The sequence below is a fragment of the Nitrosomonas sp. Nm51 genome, assembly GCF_900111165.1.
Taxonomy (GTDB): domain Bacteria; phylum Pseudomonadota; class Gammaproteobacteria; order Burkholderiales; family Nitrosomonadaceae; genus Nitrosomonas.
Genome location: NZ_FOGH01000005.1, coordinates 1 through 25,054 on the forward strand (window position 1 = coordinate 1; position 25,054 = coordinate 25,054).

Annotated in this window: 19 protein-coding genes and 2 pseudogenes; 5 read left to right on the top strand and 16 right to left on the bottom strand. The window is 50.1% G+C overall.

The window, feature by feature from the left end; genetic code table 11:
• Positions 1-122: 122 nt before the first annotated feature.
• Positions 123-648, bottom strand: a pseudogene (locus tag BMY60_RS03265) (IS5 family transposase); the annotation flags it as partial.
• A gap of 258 nt (positions 649-906) precedes the next feature.
• On the opposite strand from BMY60_RS03265, the gene BMY60_RS03270 reads away from it, so the two are divergent.
• Together BMY60_RS03270 and BMY60_RS03275 are read left to right on the top strand one after the other, a co-directional pair.
• Positions 907-3,057: a CRTAC1 family protein gene (locus tag BMY60_RS03270; RefSeq protein WP_090331187.1), complete on the top strand. Its 2,151-nt coding sequence runs from the start codon at positions 907-909 to the stop codon at positions 3,055-3,057.
• 103 nt (positions 3,058-3,160) lie between these two features.
• Positions 3,161-4,138: a hypothetical protein gene (locus tag BMY60_RS03275; protein WP_143057339.1), complete on the top strand. Its 978-nt coding sequence runs from the start codon at positions 3,161-3,163 to the stop codon at positions 4,136-4,138.
• Here the strand turns inward: BMY60_RS03275 and BMY60_RS16140 are convergent.
• Both BMY60_RS16140 and BMY60_RS16570 read right to left on the bottom strand, forming a co-directional pair.
• On the bottom strand, positions 4,129-4,263 hold the full coding sequence (locus BMY60_RS16140; RefSeq protein WP_256250650.1) for a hypothetical protein: 135 nt from the start codon (positions 4,261-4,263) through the stop codon (positions 4,129-4,131). The genes BMY60_RS03275 and BMY60_RS16140 overlap by 10 nt on opposite strands.
• A gap of 295 nt (positions 4,264-4,558) precedes the next feature.
• Positions 4,559-4,753, bottom strand: a pseudogene (locus BMY60_RS16570) (transposase); the annotation flags it as partial.
• On the opposite strand from BMY60_RS16570, the gene BMY60_RS03285 reads away from it, so the two are divergent.
• A complete protein-coding gene (locus tag BMY60_RS03285) occupies positions 4,706-5,350 on the top strand; it encodes a hypothetical protein (RefSeq protein ID WP_143057340.1) in 645 nt (214 codons plus the stop codon). The pseudogene BMY60_RS16570 and the gene BMY60_RS03285 overlap by 48 nt on opposite strands.
• Positions 5,351-5,394: 44 nt before the next feature.
• Here the strand turns inward: BMY60_RS03285 and BMY60_RS03290 are convergent, their stop codons facing one another.
• Positions 5,395-6,711 (bottom strand): MFS transporter, encoded by a 1,317-nt coding sequence (locus tag BMY60_RS03290; RefSeq protein WP_090331192.1) that lies wholly within the window; start codon positions 6,709-6,711, stop codon positions 5,395-5,397.
• Positions 6,711-7,901 (bottom strand): baeRF3 domain-containing protein, encoded by a 1,191-nt coding sequence (locus tag BMY60_RS03295; protein ID WP_090331193.1) that lies wholly within the window; start codon positions 7,899-7,901, stop codon positions 6,711-6,713. The genes BMY60_RS03290 and BMY60_RS03295 overlap by 1 nt, the downstream gene beginning before the upstream one ends.
• 549 nt (positions 7,902-8,450) lie before the next feature.
• Between BMY60_RS03295 and BMY60_RS03300 the strand changes: the two genes are divergently transcribed.
• Positions 8,451-8,702, top strand: a complete 252-nt coding sequence (locus tag BMY60_RS03300) for a Druantia anti-phage system protein DruA (protein ID WP_090331195.1) — start codon at positions 8,451-8,453, stop codon at positions 8,700-8,702.
• A gap of 327 nt (positions 8,703-9,029) precedes the next feature.
• On the opposite strand, the gene BMY60_RS03305 is transcribed toward BMY60_RS03300, so the two are convergent.
• Positions 9,030-10,070 (bottom strand): sodium:calcium antiporter, encoded by a 1,041-nt coding sequence (locus BMY60_RS03305; RefSeq protein ID WP_177166562.1) that lies wholly within the window; start codon positions 10,068-10,070, stop codon positions 9,030-9,032.
• A complete protein-coding gene (locus BMY60_RS03310) occupies positions 10,063-12,531 on the bottom strand; it encodes a vitamin K epoxide reductase family protein (RefSeq protein WP_090331198.1) in 2,469 nt (822 codons plus the stop codon). Before BMY60_RS03310 ends, BMY60_RS03305 begins: the two co-directional genes overlap by 8 nt.
• A 534-nt stretch (positions 12,532-13,065) precedes the next feature.
• On the opposite strand from BMY60_RS03310, the gene BMY60_RS03315 reads away from it, so the two are divergent.
• Complete coding sequence (locus tag BMY60_RS03315; RefSeq protein WP_090331199.1) at positions 13,066-14,496, top strand: sodium/proline symporter; 1,431 nt, start codon at positions 13,066-13,068, stop codon at positions 14,494-14,496.
• A 79-nt stretch (positions 14,497-14,575) separates the two neighbouring features.
• On the opposite strand, the gene BMY60_RS03320 is transcribed toward BMY60_RS03315, so the two are convergent.
• The 9 genes from BMY60_RS03320 to BMY60_RS15630 all read right to left on the bottom strand — a co-directional run bounded on the left by BMY60_RS03320 (position 14,576) and on the right by BMY60_RS15630 (position 25,042).
• Complete coding sequence (locus BMY60_RS03320) at positions 14,576-15,835, bottom strand: c-type cytochrome (RefSeq protein WP_256250653.1); 1,260 nt, start codon at positions 15,833-15,835, stop codon at positions 14,576-14,578.
• An 83-nt stretch (positions 15,836-15,918) separates the two neighbouring features.
• Positions 15,919-16,266: a hypothetical protein gene (locus BMY60_RS03325; protein ID WP_143057341.1), complete on the bottom strand. Its 348-nt coding sequence runs from the start codon at positions 16,264-16,266 to the stop codon at positions 15,919-15,921.
• A 111-nt stretch (positions 16,267-16,377) separates the two neighbouring features.
• Positions 16,378-16,980, bottom strand: coding sequence for a cytochrome c oxidase subunit 3 (locus BMY60_RS03330; protein ID WP_090331204.1), 603 nt, complete (start codon positions 16,978-16,980; stop codon positions 16,378-16,380).
• Positions 16,977-18,986 (bottom strand): cytochrome c oxidase subunit I, encoded by a 2,010-nt coding sequence (gene ctaD, locus BMY60_RS03335; protein ID WP_090331205.1) that lies wholly within the window; start codon positions 18,984-18,986, stop codon positions 16,977-16,979. Before ctaD ends, BMY60_RS03330 begins: the two co-directional genes overlap by 4 nt.
• 6 nt (positions 18,987-18,992) lie before the next feature.
• Positions 18,993-20,021, bottom strand: a complete 1,029-nt coding sequence (gene coxB, locus BMY60_RS03340) for a cytochrome c oxidase subunit II (protein WP_256250654.1) — start codon at positions 20,019-20,021, stop codon at positions 18,993-18,995.
• A 104-nt stretch (positions 20,022-20,125) separates the two neighbouring features.
• Positions 20,126-20,509, bottom strand: coding sequence for a sensory rhodopsin transducer (locus BMY60_RS03345; protein ID WP_090331208.1), 384 nt, complete (start codon positions 20,507-20,509; stop codon positions 20,126-20,128).
• Positions 20,510-20,686: 177 nt separating this feature from the next.
• Positions 20,687-23,749 carry an FAD-binding and (Fe-S)-binding domain-containing protein gene (locus tag BMY60_RS03350; RefSeq protein ID WP_090331316.1) on the bottom strand — a complete coding sequence of 1,021 codons (3,063 nt, stop codon included), beginning with the start codon at positions 23,747-23,749 and terminating at the stop codon, positions 20,687-20,689.
• A 7-nt stretch (positions 23,750-23,756) separates the two neighbouring features.
• Entirely contained in the window at positions 23,757-24,881 is a 1,125-nt protein-coding gene (locus BMY60_RS03355) for an enolase C-terminal domain-like protein (protein ID WP_090331210.1), read from the bottom strand.
• Positions 24,878-25,042 (bottom strand): hypothetical protein, encoded by a 165-nt coding sequence (locus BMY60_RS15630; RefSeq protein WP_177166563.1) that lies wholly within the window; start codon positions 25,040-25,042, stop codon positions 24,878-24,880. The genes BMY60_RS03355 and BMY60_RS15630 overlap by 4 nt, the downstream gene beginning before the upstream one ends.
• Between the last annotated feature and the right edge of the window lie 12 nt (positions 25,043-25,054).

Here is a 25,054-nt window from a genome sequence, read left to right on the forward strand (position 1 = left end):
GGAAAGCGGCTTTGAACCGGTTTATGATCGAATTCGAGGATCGACTGATTGAGTATGTTTAACCCAGACAGTTACACAGTTTAATTTACAGTCCCCAGTGTTTCAATATTTCGTTAGCATCAATAAGCTCGATCGGTCAGCAGATAACCGGCGTCAATTCCCTCTATCGACTCAACAGCTTGAGTGCAATCCGTGCAATCCGCTGTGATGCCGCTTGTAATAAGCATTCGGACCGGCTACCATGCACATCCACGACCAAATGTAATTTTGTGTTGAGCCCCCTTTTGTGCGATTCATCGCCTGATTTCCGCCTTTTTCTCCAGATGCATGTGGATGAACTTTGATGTGACCGGCATCGATCATTGGCCATTCAAAATCCGGGGCATTCACTAGCGATTCCAGTAGCTTCTCCCAAATCCCTTTATCCCGCCATCGGCAGAAGCGTCGATACGTGTTCTTCCAGTCGCCATAGTCAGGCGGCAGACCACGCCAAGGTGCGCCTGTACGCAAAATCCAGAATACCGCGCTGATAAATCGACGATTGTCTCTCGCAACTCCTCCCCAGCTACCAGCTCGCCCCGGCACATGCGGTTCCAATAACGGCCGAACATGGTCTGAAAAATCGTGCCGATGATAGGCTTGTTTCATATTTTTCCATATTTAATAACCACTTACAATAAAATGATACAGCTATTTCTAACTTGCGACGACACTATCTAACGATCCTGATTGTACAACACAAGTACGGCCGGCGTTTCACATCCGATTTGTGGTTATTCTCACAGCGCATCACATTGATTCTCCTGTAAATTACAGACCACAAACCACCATAGCGCAATTAATCTTCAGCGCTCCAGTCACGCGCCTTGAGCTTTTTGAACATCAAATGTAAATGGAGACAGCCCGATGACATTTAACAGCCTGGATACCCGGCAATCCAAACAACTATTATCATTACTCAAAACAAGTGTGACAAAGGTCCAATCCACTGTTTTATTAATCAGCGTTTTGTCAGCAACCAGTACGGTTGCAGGCAGTATCAAATTTCATGATATCGCTGCCGACCCATCTTCAGGATTGAATTATGAACGTACGCCCTCACTGGAACTGACTGAAATACTTGATACCTTTAATGCCAAAGGTGTTCTTTCATTGGTTGACGATCCATCTCTCAGCGCCCTTACCGACTCGGTCAATCGCCCCGAAGGTTCGCCGGGTATAGCCATCCTGGATTATGACGGTGACGGCGACCAAGACATATATGTCACCAATGGTCCTGGAACACCCAATAGTCTGTTTAAAAACCAGTTCAAGGAAACCGGCGAACTTACTTTTGTTGATGTAGGTATGCGCTCTGGTGCCGGCGCTATTTCGCAAGATAGCGCAGGTGTCTGTTACGGCGACATCGACAATGACGGCGATCTGGATTTATACGTACTTGGCAGAAGCGAACCTAATTTATTATTTGAGAATCAAGGTAATGGCCGTTTCGTCAATATTACCGAAACCGCCAGAATGGGCGCAGGTAACCTGAATGCGCAGGTTTGCGCCATGGGTGATGTCAATGGCGATGGATTACTGGATATTGTTGTGGGCAATTCATACAACTTTAATTCTAATCGCGCAATGTTCGTCGAGCCTTATGCGCTGAACGAACCGGACCAGCTTTTTCTAAATCAGGGTGATAACACTTTTGCCGATATCAGCGAATCATCGGGTATTCGCGATCTTGCTTTCCCGGCTGAATCACTTGCGCCATCTGGTGCGTCAGGTATCACATGGTCAATCGCCATGGTCGATTACGATCAGGACGGCCATATCGACATTATCATTGCACATGATCAGGGTGCTTTCCCGCACGCGCAATTAGGCGGTCTTGACCGCGGATTCATTCATTTTCTTAAAAACGATGGCAGCGGAAATTTTACCGACGTTACCGGAGAAAAGAAAATGTTCCGCTTTGGCGCATGGATGGGGCTGGACTTTGGCGATTTTAACTGCGATGGTTTGATGGATATATTCGCGACGAATCAAGGCGATTATTTCGTACCATTTACGGGAACACCCTATCATATTGGAGAGCAAAGTTCACGCTGGCTGCTTGGCATGGCTGACGGCACATTTTCAGATCCCGGCGTGGGTGATTTGATGGCGACCCCTTTTGGCTGGGGAACAACGATAGTTGATTACGACAATGACGGCGACCAGGATATTGTATTTCATGGCGGCCTCAATATGTTTATTGCGCTCGAAGCCTCAAATCCGGGTGTTATTCTGAATAATCAGGAATGCAGCGCAACTTTCGAATATGATTTGGCGGCTAAAAGCGATACCGACCACAGCCGCAGAGCTGTTCTTGGTGTTGCAGTCGCCGATCTTAATCAGGATGGTTTCAGCGATATCGTTTCGGTATCCAACTACGACACACCAGAACCCAATCCACTCATTCCCGCACCACCGGCAGGTTCGTCAGAATTTGATGCTACCGCATATATTGTACCGACCTGGCTTCCTGGAAACGAACCGGGTCAGCTGATATTCAATCCCGGCATTCTTAAAACCAAAGGCTCGCTCTCGGTTGAAATTAACAGCGGCGGCAATAACAATGGCTGGGCGGCTATTGCGCTTCTCGGTACCGCAGGATTAACCGATTATGGTCGCGTCAACCGTAACGGCATTGGCGCAATCGTCTCTTTTCAACCCGAAAACGGGCTTCGTGTAATCAAGCCGTTATTAGCTGGCTCAAGCCACGCCTCGCAAAACAGTCTTGAACTGCTTTTCGGTATGGGCAAAGCAAAAAAAGGTACGGTCGACATACTCTGGCCCGGCGGTGTGCGCAATCGCTTATACGACGTCGCAACAGGTGAACGGATTTCGATACCCGAAATTCCGTGCAGTTACGATGCGCAGTGGGAAAACCGGCGCGACTATACGAATTGTGTAAGGCAGCACCTGTTTCAGTTAAAACACAGCGGTTTGATTACCATACAGCAACTTGTACGCCTGGACCGGAGTGCGCGGCGCGCGTATCGAGAAACGCAAAATCCGAACGACTAATCCGTAACACACTTGCTTTTGTAAGGGGGTCATAGCAATGGTCAGGCAAGACACGGTATCTTCATTACTTTCCGCCGCATTCGTTTTAGTTTTGTTATTAAGCATGAGTACAATTGCAATTGCTCGTAATGAAGCGACGCAACTTGATCGTGATTTTTTCAACCACCACAACCGTCATTTCAGCTACAGGGATCCTTCAGAAACGATTCCTTCCAGGCAGCGTACAGAAGCCGCCATCGAAGCCGATAATTTTTTCTGGTTTGCTTTCAATAACGGCAGATATGATCTGATTGACCAGGTACTCAATGCACTCGTCGGCGCTTATCTGATTGACCCGGAAGATCCGCTTACTGCCGGACACATTGGCAGCACGCACCTCTGGCGTTTGTCGGAACAATCCAGACTGGACGATATTCCACCGACAATTACCGATAGCGTCATCATTGCACGGAAATATCTGCGAAGAAGCGTCGATTTATTTCCTAACGCAATTTTTTTAGGGCAACTCGGCGGCTTGACCATCCTTGAAGGGCAAACGGATTTCAACGATGCACGCACAAAAGATGGTTTCAAAGTACTCACACAATCCATTCTGGACTGGCCTGAGTTCAATCTGCTCACACCCGGTTTTTTATTCAGCCGCATATTTCCACCCGGGAATCAAATCTATAAACAATCCCTGGAGATGCAATGGCAGAACTACGAACTTTGTGTTGGCGAAAAAATTAATCGCGACGACCCTGATTTTACGCCTTTTTTGACACGAGAAACGCTTGAAGGAAGAAAAAGGGTTTGCTGGAACAGCGATAAAGCCCCGCACAATCTAGAAGGCTTTTTTATGAATATGGGCGATATGCTGGTTAAAGCCGGTGACTGGAATACTGCACAAAAAATTTATGCTAATGCGCGCGTGATTCCGGGTTATTCTACATGGAAATATCGAAGTGAACTTGAAGAGCGGATCATAAACGCGCCACTTAATGTCAGTCGTTTTAACGCAGCCCCGGATGGTTCAACGGGCGCATATAAACCCGTCTTGTCCGCGGAATCTTATTCTTGTGCGGTTTGTCATCAAAAATGAAGACGAACCGGCCACCGGCTCAAACCGGTGGCTTCCAATGCATTATGCATTTTCTTCATGCCTGAAATCTCCGGCTGGATGGTGTAAAATGCGTGCACCCCTTTTCCCTTGATAAATACCGCCATAGTAATTCCTGACTGAAGTTTCCCGCTTTTTCCTATGCGACCATCCGTAACAATGCGCTGATGAATGAATTTTGTGGGGGTTGCCGGGTTTAGGGCAAAAGCTAACAAAATCTTTATCGAGCGCGACCCGAGTAATCAACTTTCTGACATCGGAAAAAGCGAAATGCGCTCGATTGCTAACAGCGTAACAACGCTGCGGTGTTTTTTCAAGGTGATCGGCGTATATCCAGGTTATGGTGGCAGCCATCATGCAGAAGTTGAGATGATTGGTAACGGAATGACAGTTTCTGGCTTGGCTTTTAGCGCTACCGATTTCCTGTTTGATTTCCTTGAAACCAGCTTCTATTTTCCAGCGTGCGCCGTAGTACTCGATGATCTGCTCGACGGAGAGATCCAGGTCGGTGGTAAAGAGCGCAACCCATTGTGATTTTCGGTAGACCCAATGCCGAGTATTCCTGCCAGGAATGGCCGTGGCAGGCAACCGAAACACCTGAAAGCACAATCTGAGGCGATACGTGTTGATCAATGGGCATCTGAGCAGCCGGATACTGTATGGCGGCGCATTAAACTGCGCGAGGGCGAGAAAGGTATGCTGGAAGCGGAATATCTTCATGCGTTTGTATGGGCATGGGATGGCAGCGAGAAACAGGCGCATCGCTGGCACTTGCTGGCCAGGCGGGAGGTCGGCGCTAGCGAAATATCACATTATTGCTTATCCAACGCGTCACTTGAAACGCCGTTACAAGAACTGGCGCAAGTACAGGCACAGCGTTTCTTCATTGAGCACAGCTTTCATGAGGCGAAAAGCGAATGCGGCATGGCCGATTATCAAGTACGCCGGTGGGATGCATGGCATCATCACATGGCGCTGGTCATGCTGGCAACGCTATTCTTGGTCAAGCAAAGGATGCTTGGGCGCAAACGATGGCCGATGTTATCCTTCAATGACCTGGTGACCGCATTAGCGCACATGCTGCCGCAAAGACAACTTACCACCGAGGATCTGGCTGATATTATTCATAAGCGGCACCGGCGACGGCTCAGCGCTAAAAAGTCTTCTGCCAGACGGAAAGTGGCTTTTGAGTAATCTGACAAAGTAGAATTAGTAAGTCACCAGTTGGAAAAGATGGGCTAAGTGGCCTGAACGTCATTCAACCCAGCTGCCGCGACTATCGCCAGGGCTGCCATTGATGTGAATATCGCCAGCACAACGCCGATGCCGAGCCACTGCGCGATGACGCCGAAGACGCCGCCTGCGAGTAGGACCAGGCCGACTATCGAATTGCTGAGCGCGGTGTACGTTGCGCGGTTGTCGCGGTCCGCCATATCGACGACGTGCACTGATCGCCCGAGTCGCACGCCTTGGTGCGCGATCATAAGTACGAAAAGCAACGCCGGCAATAATGACGACTCTTCCAGCATGGTCGGCATTATCAGTGCAGCGAAAGCAGCAGCTGCGTTCCCTAGCGCGGCGAGTGTCGCCGCGAGTATCAGCACGAGACGACTCGACCTGTCGGAGAACCGCCCCCAGATGTAGGTGCTGCACAGGCTCGCCGCAGACGCCGCAATCATGAAGGTGCCCAGCGTGCCGAGCCCACTGGCTGCGCTATCGCCGCTGAGTGCGATGTAAAACGGTGGCGCCAGCGCTGTCGACAGCAGTAATGTACGCGTCACGATGAGGCGGCGCAGCTGTGCATCGCTGCGCAGCAAACCGAGCTGCGCAATGACCGCGGCCAGACCATTGATGTCGCCTGTGGTTGCGCCGGGCTCTTCTCGAATCAATCCGAAGACGAACGCAGCCAACAACCAACAGATTCCTCCGAGCACGACCATGCCGGCGACGACCGGTATCGTGAGCGGAATCCAGCCGATTGAATAACTGATCGCCAATAGCAGCGTCGCTATGGCCGCAATGGTGCCCGCCGTGCCGCTGATCGAGCCACGGCGGCCCTTGTCCACGGTTTTGCCGAGCAAGTCCTTGAAGCTTATCGAACACAAGCTGCGGCCAAGAGCGAATATCGCGATCAGCGTGATTGCAACGATGCCGACGAGGGCACCGGAAAACATTTGTGCAAACCACCCCATCAGGCCGAAGCCGATGATCGCGACGCCCTGTACGATACAGCCGAACACATAAACGGTTCTGCGAATGGCGAGCCGCCGAATACGCGCCGAAATTACCAGTTGCGGCAGCATCGCCAGCGATTCGCGTACCGGGACCAGCAGGCCGAGCGCCCAAGCTGGCGTGCCGATGGCGTCGAGTAACCAGGCGAGCACGAGCTTGGGATCGGCCAAGCCCTCTCCGACTCTCGTCAGACTCAGCGATACGACGTTCACGCCGTAGTTGTGCGGCTGCGCTCGGCACGCGGATTCGGGTAGATCGCGGCACACCTGCGCCAATGAGTCATCGTCGACGAGCAGTGCATGCAGGCGGGCGAAACCAGTCATCAGTAGCGGTAGATTGCGGCAGCACCAGAGGTTGTCGGCATGCGGTCGCTGGGGACGACGATGACTTCGCCACCTTTCTTCAGAACGATTTCGCCCAGATCGTCGAACACGTCATCGATTTCCGGATGGGCCAGATCCGCGATCGTGATCTCGCCGCTGCTAGACTCGATATGACCAGACAGCAGTCGGTCAGCCTCGATCAGGAGCGTCTCTATCCGCCCGGCAATCGCTGCTTCGGCAATGCTATGTAGGTCGTCGGCGCCGCGGCCGTTCGAGGCAGCAGCGCCGAACGATTCGACCAATCCGGCCAGTCGCTGCAAGTAATGCGGCAGTACGACTTGCCAAGCGCGTTCGCGCAACGCATCCATTGACAGCGCATCCGGATGGACATCGATTGCTTCATCCATCAACGACGGATTGGCGCTGACGGCGCGAAACAAATGATGGTGCTGCGGCAGTGCCGCCAGGATCAAACGTTGCCCCGACGGTTGTGAACAGTGCTTCAGTACCGCCGCGTCAACAGCGCGGAAGAACTGTTCGGTATCGCGGTCCTCGATATCCTGTCTGACGTCGGTGCCGTGGCGGGTTACGGTGGCGGCGGCGTGGGGCACGCCGCCGCCCTGTTGGGTCACTGCAGCTACGCCGTTCGGTCCGTGAGTGCGGTGAGCGCCTTCCCGGTCGTCGGGGGTCTTGCCCAACAATTCAACGGCGGTCTGCGGCACGTCGGCGATCGGGGATAATTCATCCAGCACGTCGCGGTTGCCCTCGAATACCTTAAACGCTTGCCGATTCAAACCGAGAATCTGGTAACGGTCGGCCGATTGCACGATGCGCATCAGCGGCTTAGCATGAAAGCTGTCGGCGACGATAGCCAGTTCGGCAACCGGCCGTTGCAACCGGTAGACTCGAAAGAAATCCGTTGCGCCCAGAACGGCGAGCCCATCGCCGGTTTTATTCCAGAAATTGCGATCTTCGGCGAGCGCTTCGAACGGGTGCAGCAGCGCCTGTAAGTCGCACGCCGGATATTTCGCGCGCAGCGATACGGCCAATCGCTTGACGAGGTTGCGGAAGCGAACCGGGTCCTGCTCGTTGTCGGGGTGATGCCTATGGGTCGGCTGATAGAGCGACAGGCACGGCGCCTCGCGCTCTGCCAGCAACGTAGCGGGATAATCGTGTGCCAGTGAATGCATGATTCCTCCAAAGGTTGTCAGCCGCGCAGAGGTTGCGGGCTTCGTTAGATAATAGACGGGCGCTTAATAGCCCCGGATCAGCCCCTCTGAGCCAGATCGTCGGCTAGATGTCCTCGATCCTTGAGATGCATCGTCTTGCCGTCGGCGCCTAGCGGATCACGCGTCAGGTTGCACATTACCGTGCTTGCCAGCACGCAGACGACGAACAATTGCAGCAAAGCCAAATAACTCGCCTTAACCTAGAGGTGAACGCAACCCTCGCAGTTGCGATTGCCCGACAGCACCGAGTATAGCAGAGTAAGCGCCCTTCTCGTCCAACTGAAATGTACTCAACCCACATCAATCTGTCAATTACACTGAGAAAAAACCAGAAAATCACACATTTTCAACTCAATCAACACTAAAAATCAAGAATTTCACCCGCTCAACCAGGGCAAATTTGCTCTAACCCTGAGAGCTAATAGGGACGTGCGCATTTAACTAAAGCTGAACATAACCAACGAATATTGATATAAAGGAGCCTCAACAAAACCCGATTGAAATCAGCTTTTGCAGCTTAAAGAAATCGTCGTTCGTCCTGTTACTCAGCAGGAACAGGCAGACTATCATAAACTTATGCAGCGTCATCATTACCTTGGGTCTGTCCGCCCAGTTGGCGAAACACTGCATTATGTTGCCACCTGGCGTACGCAATGGATTGCGTTGCTCGGTTTTTCATCGGCAGCCTTAAAGGATGATGCTTGGAGTACACTGTTCTTCCTTTTTGGCAAGGCGCAACGAGGCGTGATAGCGCGCTGTTGAAACGAATTGCACGCAGCAAAAAAGGAAAAACGGTGTGCTTAAAGCATCACAGCGTGACCACCCTTCTGGTGAGCAGCATATAAAGAACTATTGGTTTTATTTCACAAGACTGGCCATAGTTGTAGCGGTCAACTGTGTCGCGTCAACTGAGGATTTCAGGTTTATACGATGGCGCGAGGCCGTGACGGTTTTTCAACAGCCGAAGTAACAACCGCAGACCGGCCTGGCGCCGATCGGCGGGCGCACCCCCGGAAACACCATGAACGAAGACGGGGCGTCCAAGCCGCCAGGCTGATATCGCCCGGATTGGCTATACCCTGTCATTATCTATCGCACCTGATAAAGGATGAACAATCCCGCCAGATAAAAAAGCAGGACTAAAAACGAATCGATATTCATGCGGAAGAATTTCATTCTCGGACGGATCAAAAGCCCAATGCAATAGGTCGCGGTCAGAAATATACCGCCAACCAGCGCGATCGAAGCCGACAAATCGATATGGTTTAGAATCGGCCCCTTCAGAAAGAAAGCATCCACCGGCAGTATCAAAAATATCATGATCAGATTACTGCCGAAAATATTGGAAATCGCCATGGTATAGGCTTTCACCCTGATTGCCGCTATGGCGGTACTCAGTTCCGGCAATGACGTAGTCAGCGCCAATAAAGAAACGCCAATGAAACTGCTGCCCAGTCCCGTCTGATCAGCCAGTGTCTCAGCAACATGAACGATAAACACGCCGCACAGCAATATGATCAGCCCGGCCATCACCGAAAACAAAATGAGTCTTCGTAACGGTAAATCATCATAGCGGTTGTTCCGCACCTCTCCATGTTCTATCTGTTCATTCGGAAGATCAACCGGACTCCAGGTATCGCGGTCCTGAATTTTCCAAAGCAAGTACATAAAGAAAATATACAGCAGCGCGATTAACAGGCTGCCAAGTCCCATATGTGCGATTACTGGCATATCGCCGGTGTAACTTATCAGCAGCAGCAGCGCAAGCGATGGAATCAGCAACAGGCCGGCGACTAATACGGAAGGATTGCGCGGCGCGGAACTGAGCGTGCCTTTTATGATAAAAATTTCGGCAACGGCCAATACGGCCAGCTGCATCATAATACCGCCGAACATATTATTAATGGCAAGCGCCCCGTTACCTGCCGAGACTGCAGTAATACTTGTCACCATTTCCGGCAGTTCGGTGATTGTGGCCAGAAAAATAAGCCCCATGAAAGCACGTGCGATTTTTGTCTGTTCGGCGATCGCATCAACCAGGTATGATAAACGCGTACCGGACACCCAGATCGCACCGGCAAGCACGGAAAAAATCAACAAATTAACCGGTATTGAAAACGTTTCAAACAATGAACCGCCTCCAGTCCCCGTACTCGTTATAAATTGTGCCGCGCGGCAGGCACAGGCCAATCAGTAACAAGCCGCAGACCATGCTGGAGGTCAAGGACAGCGTACTTGTATCGTAGAAAAAAGGCGTCACGAGCAAGGCGGTTCCCAATGGCAGTATAAAAAAGCGGAAAGCGCGGCCGGATTCAGCCAAAGCCGTAATGACTACCGTCAGCACCAGCGAGCCGATCAAATGATCGGCATTCGCCATCCCCCCTTCATTGCCGAGCGTCACACGCGTAAACATCAGCCAGACACCGATAGGAATGCATAGCACCAGGTTCCAGGGTAACGTCACACCCCCGCCCAGCATCTCCTTGATAATAAAGGAAGGTTTCTGTGCAAAACTATCTTCAACCGTTTCCCATTTTCCTTCGTCTGTATCACCCTGAAAAAAGACACGCAAAAGAGAATGACCCTGTTTCTTTCTACGGTACAGAAATTCACTGGTTGCAATCAATTCATCCAGGGAATAAGGGATTTGTATCAGCATCGCAGCAGCAGCAATCAGGCACAGGGTACACCATGTTCCAATCAAGATAGGTTGTATGATAATGAAGAAAATCGACACAATTCCCAGCGGTACTATCAGAATGCCGAACAGCATAACCAGCCACGGCATGGTGCGCCAGCGCCTGGACGAACCCATGATACCGGTTAAAATTTCAAGCGCGTACGTCATCGCTCCAAGTCCGGCATCCGGCACCGGCCAGGCTTTGGAAACCGACGAGGTGATGACCTCTTCAGTGCCGTTTTTCGGATCCTGCAATGCGCCGGGAAAAAAAGGTTCCCATACGCTGTCGATATGCCCAAGCTGATACGCACACAAATAACGGGATATAAAAAATCCGATAAATGCCAGAATAATGATTGGCAAACGCTGAAACCAGCTGGAAGGCGAATAGGTCCAGCCTGGCGGTATTGTGGGCCCGGTTTGGGCGGCGACGGGTGAGACGCCCGGTACCGGCCGGGTCAAAACCGCAAATCCCATGGCCAGCATACCGACGATCGTGTCGTTTAAATAAGCGGCGGCCGTCGGCGCCCAGAAAATTAACGGCGCTCCGAGCAACCAGAGCCCCACTCCGCCACAAAGCCAGCGTGCCAGACCAAAACGCCAGGATAACGATACAAATGACAGCACAAGCAGCACAAAACCCGATACAATATCGCTCCAGATCATTGCCTGTGATTCATAACCCAGTGTAAAAGGCGCCGTTATGAGCCAACAACCCAGGCCCATATTCAGAAAATGCGCCCAGATATTTTCATGGTGCTGGCGGCGATACGACGCTTCATGCTTCTCTCTGATTCGATCAGCATTTTTGTGTTTTTCTTGTGCTGCCCGCATCCAGTCAGGTTCCGTAATACGGTTTTTTTTATACCAGGCCGCCGGATCTTTTTTGAGACTCGCAATAATATTTTTTAATCCATCATAAATGCGATGTTTGGGCTGCCAGTCGAGCAATTCCTGTGCCCGGCCGATGTCGAGATCGTAATGGTCGGATGCCAGATCGATCATAAACGGTTTGATAAAAGGCTTTTCGCCCTGATCAATCTCATCCGGGATAATGGGTTCGGCTTTTTCCTCCAGCCATGCGCCTGATTTCGCCAGAAATTCGGGCATATCGATGGTTTGCCACTCTTTTTTGCCAAAAATCAGATACCCGATCCGGTTTTGCAGCTCCCGATACCCCATCACTTCGTTTTCGCCTGCAAGAATGATATTGGTGTCCGGCAGTTTCTTGCGCCTGTCCACCACCTTCTGAAAAAGCGCCACCATGTCTTCTTTATGAATAAAAGCCTGCCCGGCCATCAAGTCGCCTGCATAAAGATGGCTTTTAAAATCGCGCTGATAAATCCGGGAAATCTGATAGGTCAATGTCGGAACTGCGCTGTCATCATCGTAGACGCCTGCCAGGCGTAAAATGGTATACGGTATTTGACCATGCTGCTGCCTGATGACTTCTTCCGCTTCGGCCTTGGATTGCGGATACGCCCAGGCCGGTTTTAGCGGCGTATTTTCATCAATTTTCTGACCCGGCACCGTTGGCTCATGAACCAGCATCGTGCTGGCGTAGATAAACCGTTCGATTTCGAAACTTTGAAGAAATTTCAGTAAACGCCGGGTTCCGTCAACTGTCACTTCCTGATACAGCGGATGATGCTCTCCGGTAAAATCAAAGTAAGCCGCCAGATGAATCACGGCCGCTATTTTTTCTCCGTGCTGTGCACGCACAGCATCCAGGGCTGACTTTACGGAATCATCGGATGTCAGGTTGCATTCAATACTGGTATCGGCTTCTTTACAGGAATTGATATCGAGTCCAACGACCCGGTATTTTTGTTTCAAGCTTTCACTGAGCGCTTCGCCGATATTTCCGGAAGCGCCTGTCACGATCACAATTGGTTTTTGTCGGCTGGACATGGCTCTGTTTTCCTTTATGATTCAATAGACTGGCAGATTCAGTTTGAAGTACAGTTTCACATTTTCCCGGGTTACAGGCTGCTCTGGCACCAGCGCTTTTTAAACCAACAAAAACTCCGGTTTCAACATTTCTCAGGCAACATTGTAAAAACAACGATACCAGAGATAAACCAATTTTTGAAATCTTGTTGCAGGCAATGCGTGACTTGCGCACATCAAAGCGAGTCGGAAAACAGCTGGCAAAGCCCGCTCCGAATGGTGCCGCTTAGCCCAGAATAACTGCGTCTGCGCTCGCGGATACACTCAATTCAAAACAGTTCAGCGTTTAAATGCCGGCAACTGATACAATATCCAGGCTAGTCAGAAACTCAAATTCGGCATTCGGAACAAATTTTAGAATAGTGGAACAATTTTGGCTGAAACGGGTTTTCCTGTTTGTCAGTCAGGAAACAGCCGTGTACAACCAGCTACACATCTGTTTATTAATGCCTAATTCAACAATCGAAACCATACCTATACGGCGACAGAATCAACATGAGCGAAACAATCTGGTCTTTCATCATTGTCATGATCCTGCTTACTATGAGCGGCACCATGGCGATGATCCGAAAACGCAAAACTCCTGAAGATTATCTGGTTGCCAGCCGCAAAGTAAACCCCTGGCTTACGGCGCTTTCGACTGTCGCCACCAACAACAGTGGTTTCATGTTCATCGGCATGATCGCCTATACCTATCGTTTCGGCTATGAATCCGTATGGCTTATGCTGGGATGGGTGCTGGGCGACCTTATGGTCTGGATGTTCGTACACCCGCGTGTGCGCAAAATTTCCGGCAAAGCCAAAATCAATACACTGCCATTGTTAATCGGAACCCAGGATAACAGCGCCAATCGCTTGATAATCGTCAGCGCCGGACTCATTACCATTGTTTTCCTTGGAATCTATGCGGCGGCACAGCTGAAAGCCGGCAGCACCGCACTCCATGCGTTATTCGGCTGGGATATGTATATTGGCGCAATTATCGGCGCAGCTATTGTAATCGTGTATTCCTATGCTGGCGGCATACGCGCCGACATCTGGACCGATGCAGCACAGTCGTTTGCCATGATCATCACAATGCTGGCGATTCTGATTGCCGGTTTTCTAAAAGTAGGCGGCCCATATGCGCTGACGGCAAATCTCGGCGCCCAAGATCCGGCGCTAGTAGCCTGGTTTCCACAGGAACTTCAATTCGGCATACTCGCATTTATTACCGGCTATTTTTTTGCGGGCCTTGGCACGGTTGGCCAGCCCCATTTAATGACACGCCTGCTGGCAATCAAATCAGTGGATGCGATCAAGCGCGCACGCGTATATTATTTTATATGGTACGTCCTTTTTTTTGCCGCCTCCATTGGCGTAGGCCTCTACTGCCGCGCGATCATCCCGGACCTGTCTAATTTACCGAGTGTTACGGGTTTGAAAGAACCCACCGAGCTGGCATTACCGTTGCTCACCATGCAGTTATTACCGGGTGTTTTTGTCGGAATCGCGCTCGCGGGGCTATTTGCCGCAACGGTCTCCACGGCGGATTCACAAATTATCGTCTGTTCAGGCACCCTGACCCAGGAAATTTTTCCACGTTGGAAAGATTCGTATCTTGCCTCCAAACTAAGCACACTCGCGGTCACAACCACTGCGCTTGCGATCGCGCTTTTTGCACATGAAGGGGTTTTCGGTTTAGTGCTCATTGCCTGGTCGGCAATGGGCGCCAGCCTTGGCCCGGTGCTGGTTATTCGCATGTTTCATCTGCCATTGACAGCGCCCGTTGCGCTGGCCATGATGTCGGCCGCGGTTATTACCGTTTCCATTTGGCATTTTTCAGGATTCGACGACGACATACTAAAAATATTTCCCGCTACAATCGTGGCTTTGCTGATTTATCTGAGCTGGTTTGGCATGCATCACGTCAAACTCTCCAAGTAAAGCTTTTCGCCTTTTCAGGACACAAAACTCTCCTTTCAGTCAAAAAAGAAGTGGCTCTGGAAAACTGACAACGAATTTCTTACTCATGCGTTGACGGAGCTGTAGTGTTACAGCATTTTTTTCGTATTTTGGATACATCGCGTGATGTGACCGGCGGCGCTGTGTTACCCCAGCTGTTGCGCACAAAAGTAAGCACTTCTGCAATTTCCCGGTCGGATAATTTTTTTGCAAAACCTGGCATTTCTTTCGGTATAGGTCCATTTTTTGTCAGCGGACCTTTCCCCCCTTCCAGCACTTGACGGATGATAGATACAGGGTTTTCTAAAAGAACCATCGAATTGCCGCTCAACCGTGGATATTTTGGAAGATCGCCTGTGCCATTGGGTTGATGACATTTTGCGCAAAGCCCGGAATAAAGACCGGCGCCCGGGCGCTCAAATTGATTGATCCCAATTTCCAGATCAATCTTATCCGATTGATCCTGTGTAACGGAGGGTTTGTAAGACGACCTGCTTTTTCGCAATGGAAGCGATTTGAGATAGGCCGCAATAGCATCCAGATCTTCTTTCCGTAAATATTGTGTGCTATTTTCAATCACGGTTACCATACTGCCAAACGCCACCCCCAACCTGCTGTGGCCAGTTTCCAGGAATGTTGAAATTTCAGCTTTGGACCATCTCCCCAAACCGGACGCATTATTACCGGTCAAGTCCGCGGTAGACCAGTTATCCACTACTGCGCCGCTCAAATATTCAGGTGATGATTCCGAATATGCTTTCTCCTGATATGCCAGGCCGCGTGGCGTGTGACATGCGCCGCAGTGCCCCAGCCCTTGCACCAGATAGGCGCCGCGATTCCATTGCATATTACGATCGGTGCGGACTTTGTACGGTTTCTGAGTGGCAAATGCGGCATTCCAGAACATAAGTGTCCAACGCTGATTAAAAGGAAAGGGAAGTTCGGTTTGCGGCGGCATGTGATTAACAGCCTTTACTTCTTCCATAAAATAAGCGTACAGCGCTTGAATGTCATCATCCAGGACCGCCGCGAATGAAGGATACGGCATTGCCGGATATAAATATCTGCCGTCTTTGGCAATCCCTTTTCGAACGGCGCGGCTAAAGTCTTCGTAACTGTATTGACCGATTCCGGTTGCCGGGTCGGGTGTTATGTTAGTCGAATAAATGACCCCGAAAGGAGAGCTAATTGGCAAACCACCAGCAAATGGCGGATGATCGGGGCCTGCCGTATGGCAGCTCTCACAGTCAGCCACTTTGGCAAGATATGCACCCCGGGCAATGATTTCCGGATCAGCGCTCTGGGCATTTTCAGCGACCATCCATATTGTTAAGATGATTAACAAACGGCATGCAAAACCGCCTGGTATTGGGTTAATTAATGAAGCCGCTGATATCATTTGAGTCAGGCCCAGTCGCTACACAATGGTACTAATAAAATCGCGCAGCCAGTAAATAAAATTGCCACGAAAAATACGACATTCGACATAATACCCAGCATTGCCAGAAATTGAGACTGTTCATCCATAATTTTGAGAGACTGCCCACGTGTACTGATTTTATCAATCATTGGATTGTCGGATTGTTGCCAAAAATTCCATGCTACGTATGCCGAAAGAATGTTTAATGTCAAACAGGTTATACTGATTGCTGCAAGTATCGCCGGTAAATCTGTCCAGAGCGGCGTTGACAGCGGCTCCTGATATGGATAACAGGCATATGCGGTGAGCGACTCGCTTAAGAGCATCTGCATGATCCATGCTGCGGGAGCACCGAATAAAGCGAACAATTTTTTGTATGTACTCATAAGCCAGAAATGACAGATTAATGTATTTACTTGCCCCTGATAGAATGCTTTCAATTTCTACACGGAATCACTGTAAGGAAATAAATACAAAGTTGCAAAAACAAACAGCCAAACAACATCGACGAAATGCCAGTACATACCCCCTATTGTGACAGCGGCATGCCGTCTATCATCGAAGTAACCTAACGAAAGCCAAACCAGCAGCAACAATAGAACAGCGATTCCAATAACCACATGGCACATATGAAATCCCGTAATCGTAAAATACAGTGATCCGTAGAGATCCGACGTCAAGCCATAAGGTTTCTTATGCCACTCGATAAGCTGGATCAGCACAAAGCTGATGCCAAGAATTATTGATAACGCCATCAGGCCGATACTCCAGCGTATCTGCTTCAGCCGAATGTAGTGTTCACTGGCCCAGACAGAAACGCTGCTGGCGAGTAAAATTATTGTATTTATGACTGGCATAGTCAGACTGGGCAATCCTTCCGGAGGCCATTGCTGTTCAGTCTGAGCCGACAAATAGAAATATGTAAACAGCAAATACGCAAACAAAGCACTTTCTGTCACAATTAATGCCAGAACACCCCACCATCCCGTTGACAGTTTAGCGTCGCTTCCTATCGGCAGAGACCGGTTATGATCAAATAGATTCATATTTTTTCCGAATTGTTCTGTGAAGAATGACCGGCGTTGGATACTGCCCGTTGAACCAGTGATTGTCGAGGCCACATCCATAAGATTAGCGTAACACAGCATGCTGCGGTCATCACACCGGTAAAAGTCCACCAATGAAATAACAGACCGACAAACAGCAATGATACAAATAACCCGGCAAAAAATGGCGTATAGGAATCGCCCGGCATTTTTAGGATAACCTGCGGTTTCGCATCAATCGGTGAGGTACCGATTGTTTCATGGCCTGTCGTCAGCAAATATCCTTCGGAAAGACTTGAACGTTCACTACTTTCATTTAACCGGTTTTCCCATAATGGATGACGGCTTGCGATAACAGGAATGACTGCAAAATTATAAGCAGGCGGCGGTGAAGAAATCGACCATTCGAGAGTCGCCGCGTCCCAGGGATTTGAACCTGCCAATACGCCGCGTTTAAGGCTGATCATAACGTTAACCAGAAAAATCAGAATGCCGATAGCGAATATGAAGGAGCCGATTGATGTAATCATATTGACGCTATCCCATCCCATATGCGATGAATATGTATAGATACGCCTGGGCATGCCCAGCAAACCGGCGATGTGCATTGGGAAGAATGCTGCATTGAATCCGACGAACATAACCCAAAAGCTCCATTTGCCCAGTTTTTCATTCATCATACGGCCGGTAAACTTGGGAAACCAGTAATAAATCCCTCCTATGACCGGAAATACATTAATACCAAGCAAAACATAGTGCAGGTGCGCGACAATGAAATAGGTTTCATTCAGTTGCCAGTTAAGCGATACTGCCGCCACCATGACACCGGACAAGCCACCGATTACAAATAGAATAACGAAACCGGCAAAGAATAAAAAGGGGGTTTTGAACACCGGCCTTCCCAGCCAGATAGTTGCGATCCAGGCAAACACAGCCACTGCGCTCGGGATAGAGATTGCCATACTGGCGGCGCCAAATATTGATAAAGATACAGTGGGTAAACCCGTTGCGAACATATGATGAACCCATACCACAAAACCGAACATCATTGTCGCCATGGTGGCGAGAGCTACTGCCGTATAACCGACAAGAGGCCTTCGGCAAAATGTTGGCAATGCATCAGAAACAATACCCATGGCAGGCAGAACAATGGCATACACCCACGGATGGCCAAAAATCCAGAATAAATGCTGCCATAGCAACGGTTTACCGCCGTTGGCCACATCGAAGAACTGGGTGCCGACTTGACGATCCAGCCATAAAAGCAAGAAAGCCAGGCTTACTGCGGGAATAGTTATGAGATTTGCTACGGATGCGGTTAGCGTACCCCAAACGAGTATTGGCACTCTATTAATCGTCATGCCGGGCGCCCGCATTTTAAAGAGTGTAACTATGAAATTAACTGCGCCAACGGTCGTTGAAATTCCCAAAAGCACCATACCAAGAGCAAAAACATCAATATTTGGACCTGTGTTATAAACAGGTCCAGAAAAGGGTACGTAGTTAAACCAGCCTGCGTTAGGAGCCTGTCCTAGTGGAAAACTTGCGTACATAAAGACGCCTGCAAATAGAAATATCCAGTATGAGAGGGCGTTCAGGCGCGGGAAAGCCATATCTCGAGAACCCAGTAATAACGGCCAAAGATAATTGGAAAAGCCTGACAGGATCGGCAAGGCATAAAGAAAAATCATCGTTATGCCGTGCATCGTGAACAATTGGTTATATTGTTCCGGTGTCAATAAAGTCTGATCGGGCAGGGAAAGCTGCGCACGCATGATAAGCGCCTCAATACCTCCTATTAACAGAAAAATGAATGCAGTAACGAGATATCGCAGACCGATCGTTTTATGATCGACTGTTGAAAACCAGCCACGCCAACCCGGATTACATTCCCATGTGTCTGCGAGACGCATCTGGGCAGTCGACCCGGTTGGAGCGCAACCATATTCAGGCACGCGCTCAAGACGATTATCCGGAAGATTATGTTTCTTGTCGGAGATAGCCATATACTGTTAATCCAAATTCGATAAAAAAAGCATTAGTGCAGCAATTTCATGGTCTGACAGCGCAAAGTTTGGCATGCGCGATCCTGGTTTAAGCTCTTGTGCATTCATGATCCATTTTTTTAGATGGCCGGGCGTGTTGGTTAATAGTCCTGCCGCAATTTTGCGTCGTGAATTCAGATGAGTCAGGTCTGGCCCATGCGTGCCGGCAGCCTCGGTTCCCCGGATGGCATGACAGCCAGCGCATTGATCCATAAATACTTTATACCCTGGATCTTCAGATGTCTCGAAACCAGGCATTGCAGTTTTTCTTTGAGCATCCTGCCAGTCTTCGAATTCTTGGGGACTTTTTGCGATAACCTCAAAACCCATATGGGCATGACCAGCTCCGCAAAACTGAACACACTGTCCAGTATATACACCTGACACATCTGCCTGAATCCACTGCTGATTTACCAGACCCGGAATCATTTGTGTTTTTCCGGCAAGCTTTGGCACCCAAAAAGCATGAATAACATCAGCGCTTTTAAGCTTGATAAGAACAGGCAGCCCCACAGGAATATGGAGTTCATTTGCAGTGATAATGTGTTGGGCAGGATCATCATGCTCATATTCAACTTTCCACCACCAGTCATACCCGGTAACTGTCACAGTAAGGGCCGGCGTCTGAGGAGGCTTTGCAACCTGATTTAGAATCATCGATGCATAAATCACCAATCCAAATAAAATAATAGTCGATATTCCTGTACCTATATATATCCAGAGAAGTCCACCACCTTCGCGATCAATGGAGTATGGATCGCTGCGGGATCTTTTGCGGATTAAAGCGGTTAACAGCAGTAGTGAAATAATGATACAAATAACCACTGATAATCCTGCAAGCACCCATCCCAGATACATTGTTGGCCTGGCCGCCGGACCGTAACTATGCAAGAAATAATTCAGTGGCGCTTCTGAAGCCTGGACTGCATTTGGTAACACCACAATTAATGTGATCAGTACAGCCAAGAATGGCATCATGTATAAATTGTGCTTCACGGGATCGCATCCTCGAAATCAATCGTTTAATTCACCGGGTAAAAACCTGTTTTTGAGAAATCCTATTAAACTTTCAATCCCACCAAAAAATGATTCACCTGTAATTATTCATCGGAATAGGCAATTGTACTTAATAAAGCCAATTCCGGCTGCCGCGAATCGAGCCGGGTATGCTGCACCACTATCGGCACATCGGATTCGATCACACTGGCAAAAGGCGTATCCTTGGGAATTGGCTCCGGCTTATTCAGGTCATTGAACCTCTGATGTAAAATTCGCCGAGCGGGTAGCAGGATACAATATGGGCCAGCCGGCTCCCGGTCTCTAAAATAAACTGTGATTGTAACATGCGCGCACTGATCACCGGCATTAAGCATGCACGCCGTTTCGTGACTTAAAAAACGTGGATCTTCGCCGTTTGTGCTGCCAAGCGGTATATAACCTTCAGCAATCGCCCAGCGGGTTCTTCCGATAGTGTTATTTCTCATCATAACCTCCTATCACCTATCAATCCAGGTAAAACGTCGAATCCTCCACTTGTTGGCGACTGCAAAGCTCATGGTGCATGGACACTCCTACGGAAAGACTGATTATTACTGCGCTTCAACCTAGAATCCTCTATAAGGACTTCCCGATATTTGCAAGAAGAATTTTAGGTTCAAGGTTTAGTTATCTTTCTCATTGAAAATTTCCCCGGAACCTTTCAGTGAAAATGCCGGATGACGCGGGCGGCTGCATACGTTGAATTCCGGATCGTCGTCTGACGATGGCTGCTTACCTTCGCGCAAAGCAAGCGCCAATACTTCAGCCAGGTGCAATGCCCGGCGACCGGTAGTTTGACTGATCTGTTCGCGGCAGCTAAATCCATTCGTGATTACCAGTGTGCTTTGTGCGGCGTTACGTACCGCCGGCAACAAAACACGTTCGCCAATTTTGATTGAAATATCATATTTTTTTTCGCTGAAACCGAATGCACCCGCCATGCCGCAACAGCCTGAATCCATCAATTCATAATCCAGGCCAAGCCGGTTGAGCAATGCCTCCTCTGCTTTCATGCCCATTATTGCGCGGTGATTGCAATGCGCATGCACTAGCGCCTGACGCCGCAACTTAGGGGGCCGATAATCTATCTTTCGCAAAAAACTGCTCAGCAGCATGGTTTGCTGGCTGAGCCGGCGCGCATTGTAATCGTTAGGAAAAAGATTGATCAATTCATCGCGGAAAGCTGCTACACAGGAAGGCTCCAGCCCCACTATCGGCGTGCCTGCTGTAATCTCGGATTGGAGTGCGGTCAGCGTTTGACGCCAGAGTTTCTTTGCCAGATCCAGCATACCGATATCGTACAGCGGCCGACCGCAACACAGCGGCCGTGGTGGTAGTTCAACCTGATAACCTGCTGCTTCCAGCACCTCGACTGCAGCTTTGGCCGGTTCTGGCAGAAAGTGATTGCTAAAGGTGTCAGGCCACAGAATGACCCTCGGTTTGTTCGGCCGGTTAGACTGCCGCTGTTGAAACCAATCTCTGAACGTTTGCTTGGTAAAAGGCGGCAGGCGCCGTTCGGATGCAATCCCACCAATTTTCTTGATAATGAATGCAAACGGCTCATGCTGGGTAAAAAAATTCGTTAACAGCGGCAGCTTTAAAGCTGCCCGTGACCACCAGTATATCAAACCCATTGCGTACTCGTGCCGTGACCGCAGGCGATACCGGTAATAATGCGACATAAATTCGGCTTTGTAAGTGGCCATGTCGACATTGACCGGACAGTCATGTTTGCAACCTTTGCAAGCCAAACACCAGTCCAGCGCATCATGAATACGCCGATCGCGCCAGCCATCGGCAACGATATCGCCCTGCAGCATTTCAAACAATAGCCGGGCACGGCCGCGCGTAGAATAGGCCTCTTCGCGGGTGGCCATGTAACTGGGGCACATCACACCACTATCCACACGCCGGCACATGCCCACGCCCACACAACGCGCGGTTGCTTTAGCAAAGCTGCCATCATCGTCCGGATAACCGAAACGGGCTTTGACTGGTGGCGGGTTGTAGTGCGGACCCATACGCAAATTCTCATCTGGACGGTAACTATCAATCACTTTACCCGGGTTCATCTTCCAGCCGGGATCCCAGATTTTCTTGAATTCGCGAAACGCGCCAACCAGCTCCTCACCATACATTTTCGGAAGTAACATTGAACGCGCCTGGCCATCGCCATGCTCGCCGGACAGCGAACCACCGTAACTGATTACCAGGTCGGCAGCTTTATCAATAAAGGCCAGGTACTTTTTTACTCCATCTGCAGTCAGTAAATCAAAGTCTATACGGCAGTGGATGCAGCCTTGGCCAAAGTGTCCGTACAGCGCACATTGGTAGCCAAATTCATTTAGCAGTTTGCGAAAATCGCGCAAATACGGACCCACCTTTTCCGGCGGGACGGCGGCATCCTCCCAGCCCGGATGGGTGGGCGACATGCCGGGTACATTGGCAGTTGCACCCAACCCGGATTCACGCACCAGCCATATATGGTGCTCTTGTTCTTTATCATCGAACAGCTTCATTGATGGCGCATCATCCTTTTTTTTCAACTCATCCATCAGTTTTTGCGCTTTATTGTCGGCATCTTCCTTGTTATCGCCGCCGAATTCGACCAGCAGCCAGCCGCCGCCATCCGGCAACATTTCGACATCCTCAGGATGCATGTGTTTCTTTTTCATATAGCCGATCAACGCTTGATCAATCCCTTCCAATCCGACCGGTTTATGCTCAAGAACTTCCATAATATGATCGCCAGCGTGATATGCATCCGGATAGCCAAGCACCAGCAACGAACGGACCGCCGGGTTGGGCATAAGTTTGAGCGTAGCCGATAGCACAATAACGCAAGTACCTTCACTACCAACCAGCGCACCTGCAACATTGAAATTATGCTCGGGAAGCAACCGATCCAAATTATAGCCGGACACACGGCGCGGAATATCAGGATACTTAGTCCGGATCTGATCGGCATAGCAATCGCGTAGTGCTTTTAAGCCAGCATAAATTTCTCCACGTTGACCGCCTTCATTGATAATTCTGGATAATTCTTCTTCGGAAGTAACGCCAACCGTCAGGCGCAGACCGTCATAGGTGAGGATTTCCAGGGATTCGATACTATCCACGGTTAAAGGCCCCGGCCCGTAAAACTGGGCCATCACCGAGTGCACCCCGCAGGAGTTGTTGCCGATCATACCGCCCAGAGTGTTGTGGTCGTGGGTCGCCGGATCCGGACCAAAAGTCAGATGATATTGCTCCGCTTGCCTGCGCAGCGTATCCAGATTAGCGCCTGGCTGTACTTTTGCCCGCCGCCGATACGGGTCGAGTTCAAGTACGTGATGCATATACTTGGAAAAATCTATCACAACGGCGATATTGCAGCATTGTCCGGCCAGGCTGGTGCCGCCGCCGCGGGCGGTAATCGGCGCACCATGCTTGCGGCACAGCGCCACGGTCTTGACAACGTCGTCGACGTTCTTTGGCAACACTACGCCGATCGGGGCCTGCCGATAATTTGAGGCATCCGTAGCATAAACAGCACGGCTGCCATCATCAAAGCGAACTTCGCCTTCAATAGCGGCTGATAATTCGGCAGCTAATGCGCTGACGTTTGCAGGCCGTACCGCTATTTCTGCGTGCGGTGCTGTTCGCTGCTTATCGTTTACCTGGGAATGTTGAGTAGCATTATTCATAATAATCTCAAACAGCATATTGCGCTGCGTCGGCGCGCTTGAATTCCAGCCCCAGGCCAGGTCGCGACAAATCCGGATACAGTTTGCCGTGTTGCGGCGTTAACGCGCCGTCAAACAACATCTGTTCGATTCGGGCATGATCATGAAAGTATTCCAGATGGCAAATGGAGCGCAATGCGCAACCAGGGTGCGTATGCAACGCTGGGGCACAATGCGATGACAGCGGCAAACCGAAGCTTTCGCATAACGCCGCAGCTCCGCAGAATCCGCTGATGCCGGCGCAGCGGGTAGCGTCAGCCTGTAAAACATCCACGCTGCCAGCCGCCAGCATGCGGCGAAAATAGTACAAGTCGTAACCGTACTCACCGGCACTGATCGCCATCCCGGCTGGTCCGCGGTCACGCAGTAGACGCAAGCCTTCTAAATCATCGGACGAAACAGGTTCTTCAAACCAGACCACGCCATACTCGGCAAACGCCTCAGCCATGGCTATAGCCTGTTTACGACTATAGGCACCATTGGCATCGACGAATAACTCTGTAGCATCGCCAATGGCAGCCCGCGCCGCTTTGACGCGTTCAATATCCTGCTCCGGTTTACGGCCGACTTTCATCTTGACGCGGGAAATGCCTGTATCTGTCCAGCCGCCAAGCTGGCATTGCAATTGTTCGATGCTATATGATGTGAAACCGCCGCTGCCGTAGACCGGTATGGCATCGCGCGCCCTGCCCAGCAATGTTACCAGCGGCAATTCAAGCAGTTTCGCCTTAAGATCCCACAGCGCGTTATCAACCGCTGCGATCGCCATTGAGCTGATTCCCGGACGGCCCAGATTGCGTATGGCATGAGTCATTTTCGTCCAGGCACCGGGGAGCGACAGCACATCGTATCCCAAAAGCAAATCTGCCAGCTTATCTTGAATCAGCCTGGCGGTAGCAGTATCGGCATAACTATAGCCAAGTCCGCGCTGATCGCCAGCCTGTACCTCGACCAGCACCAGCGTGGTATTGTTCCATTGGAGTGTGCCATCCGATTCCGGTTGATCAGTCGGAATCGTATAAACCGAAACATCGATCCGACGGATTGGTACCATGCAATCACTGTTCCTGGCAGTGGTATAGTTATTGCTCATGCTACTTGTCCGTTCCTTAAAGTTTGATTGCTGATTGTTCGCGCCAGTTGCGCTTTCTGATGAAACCCGCCAGTCACCTCAACGCTGACATCTAAGCGGAACCGGCTCGCGGCGTCGCTGAAGTTACCGGTCAAGATGTAGTTTTCAATCGGTAATGGCATCTACAGACTGCT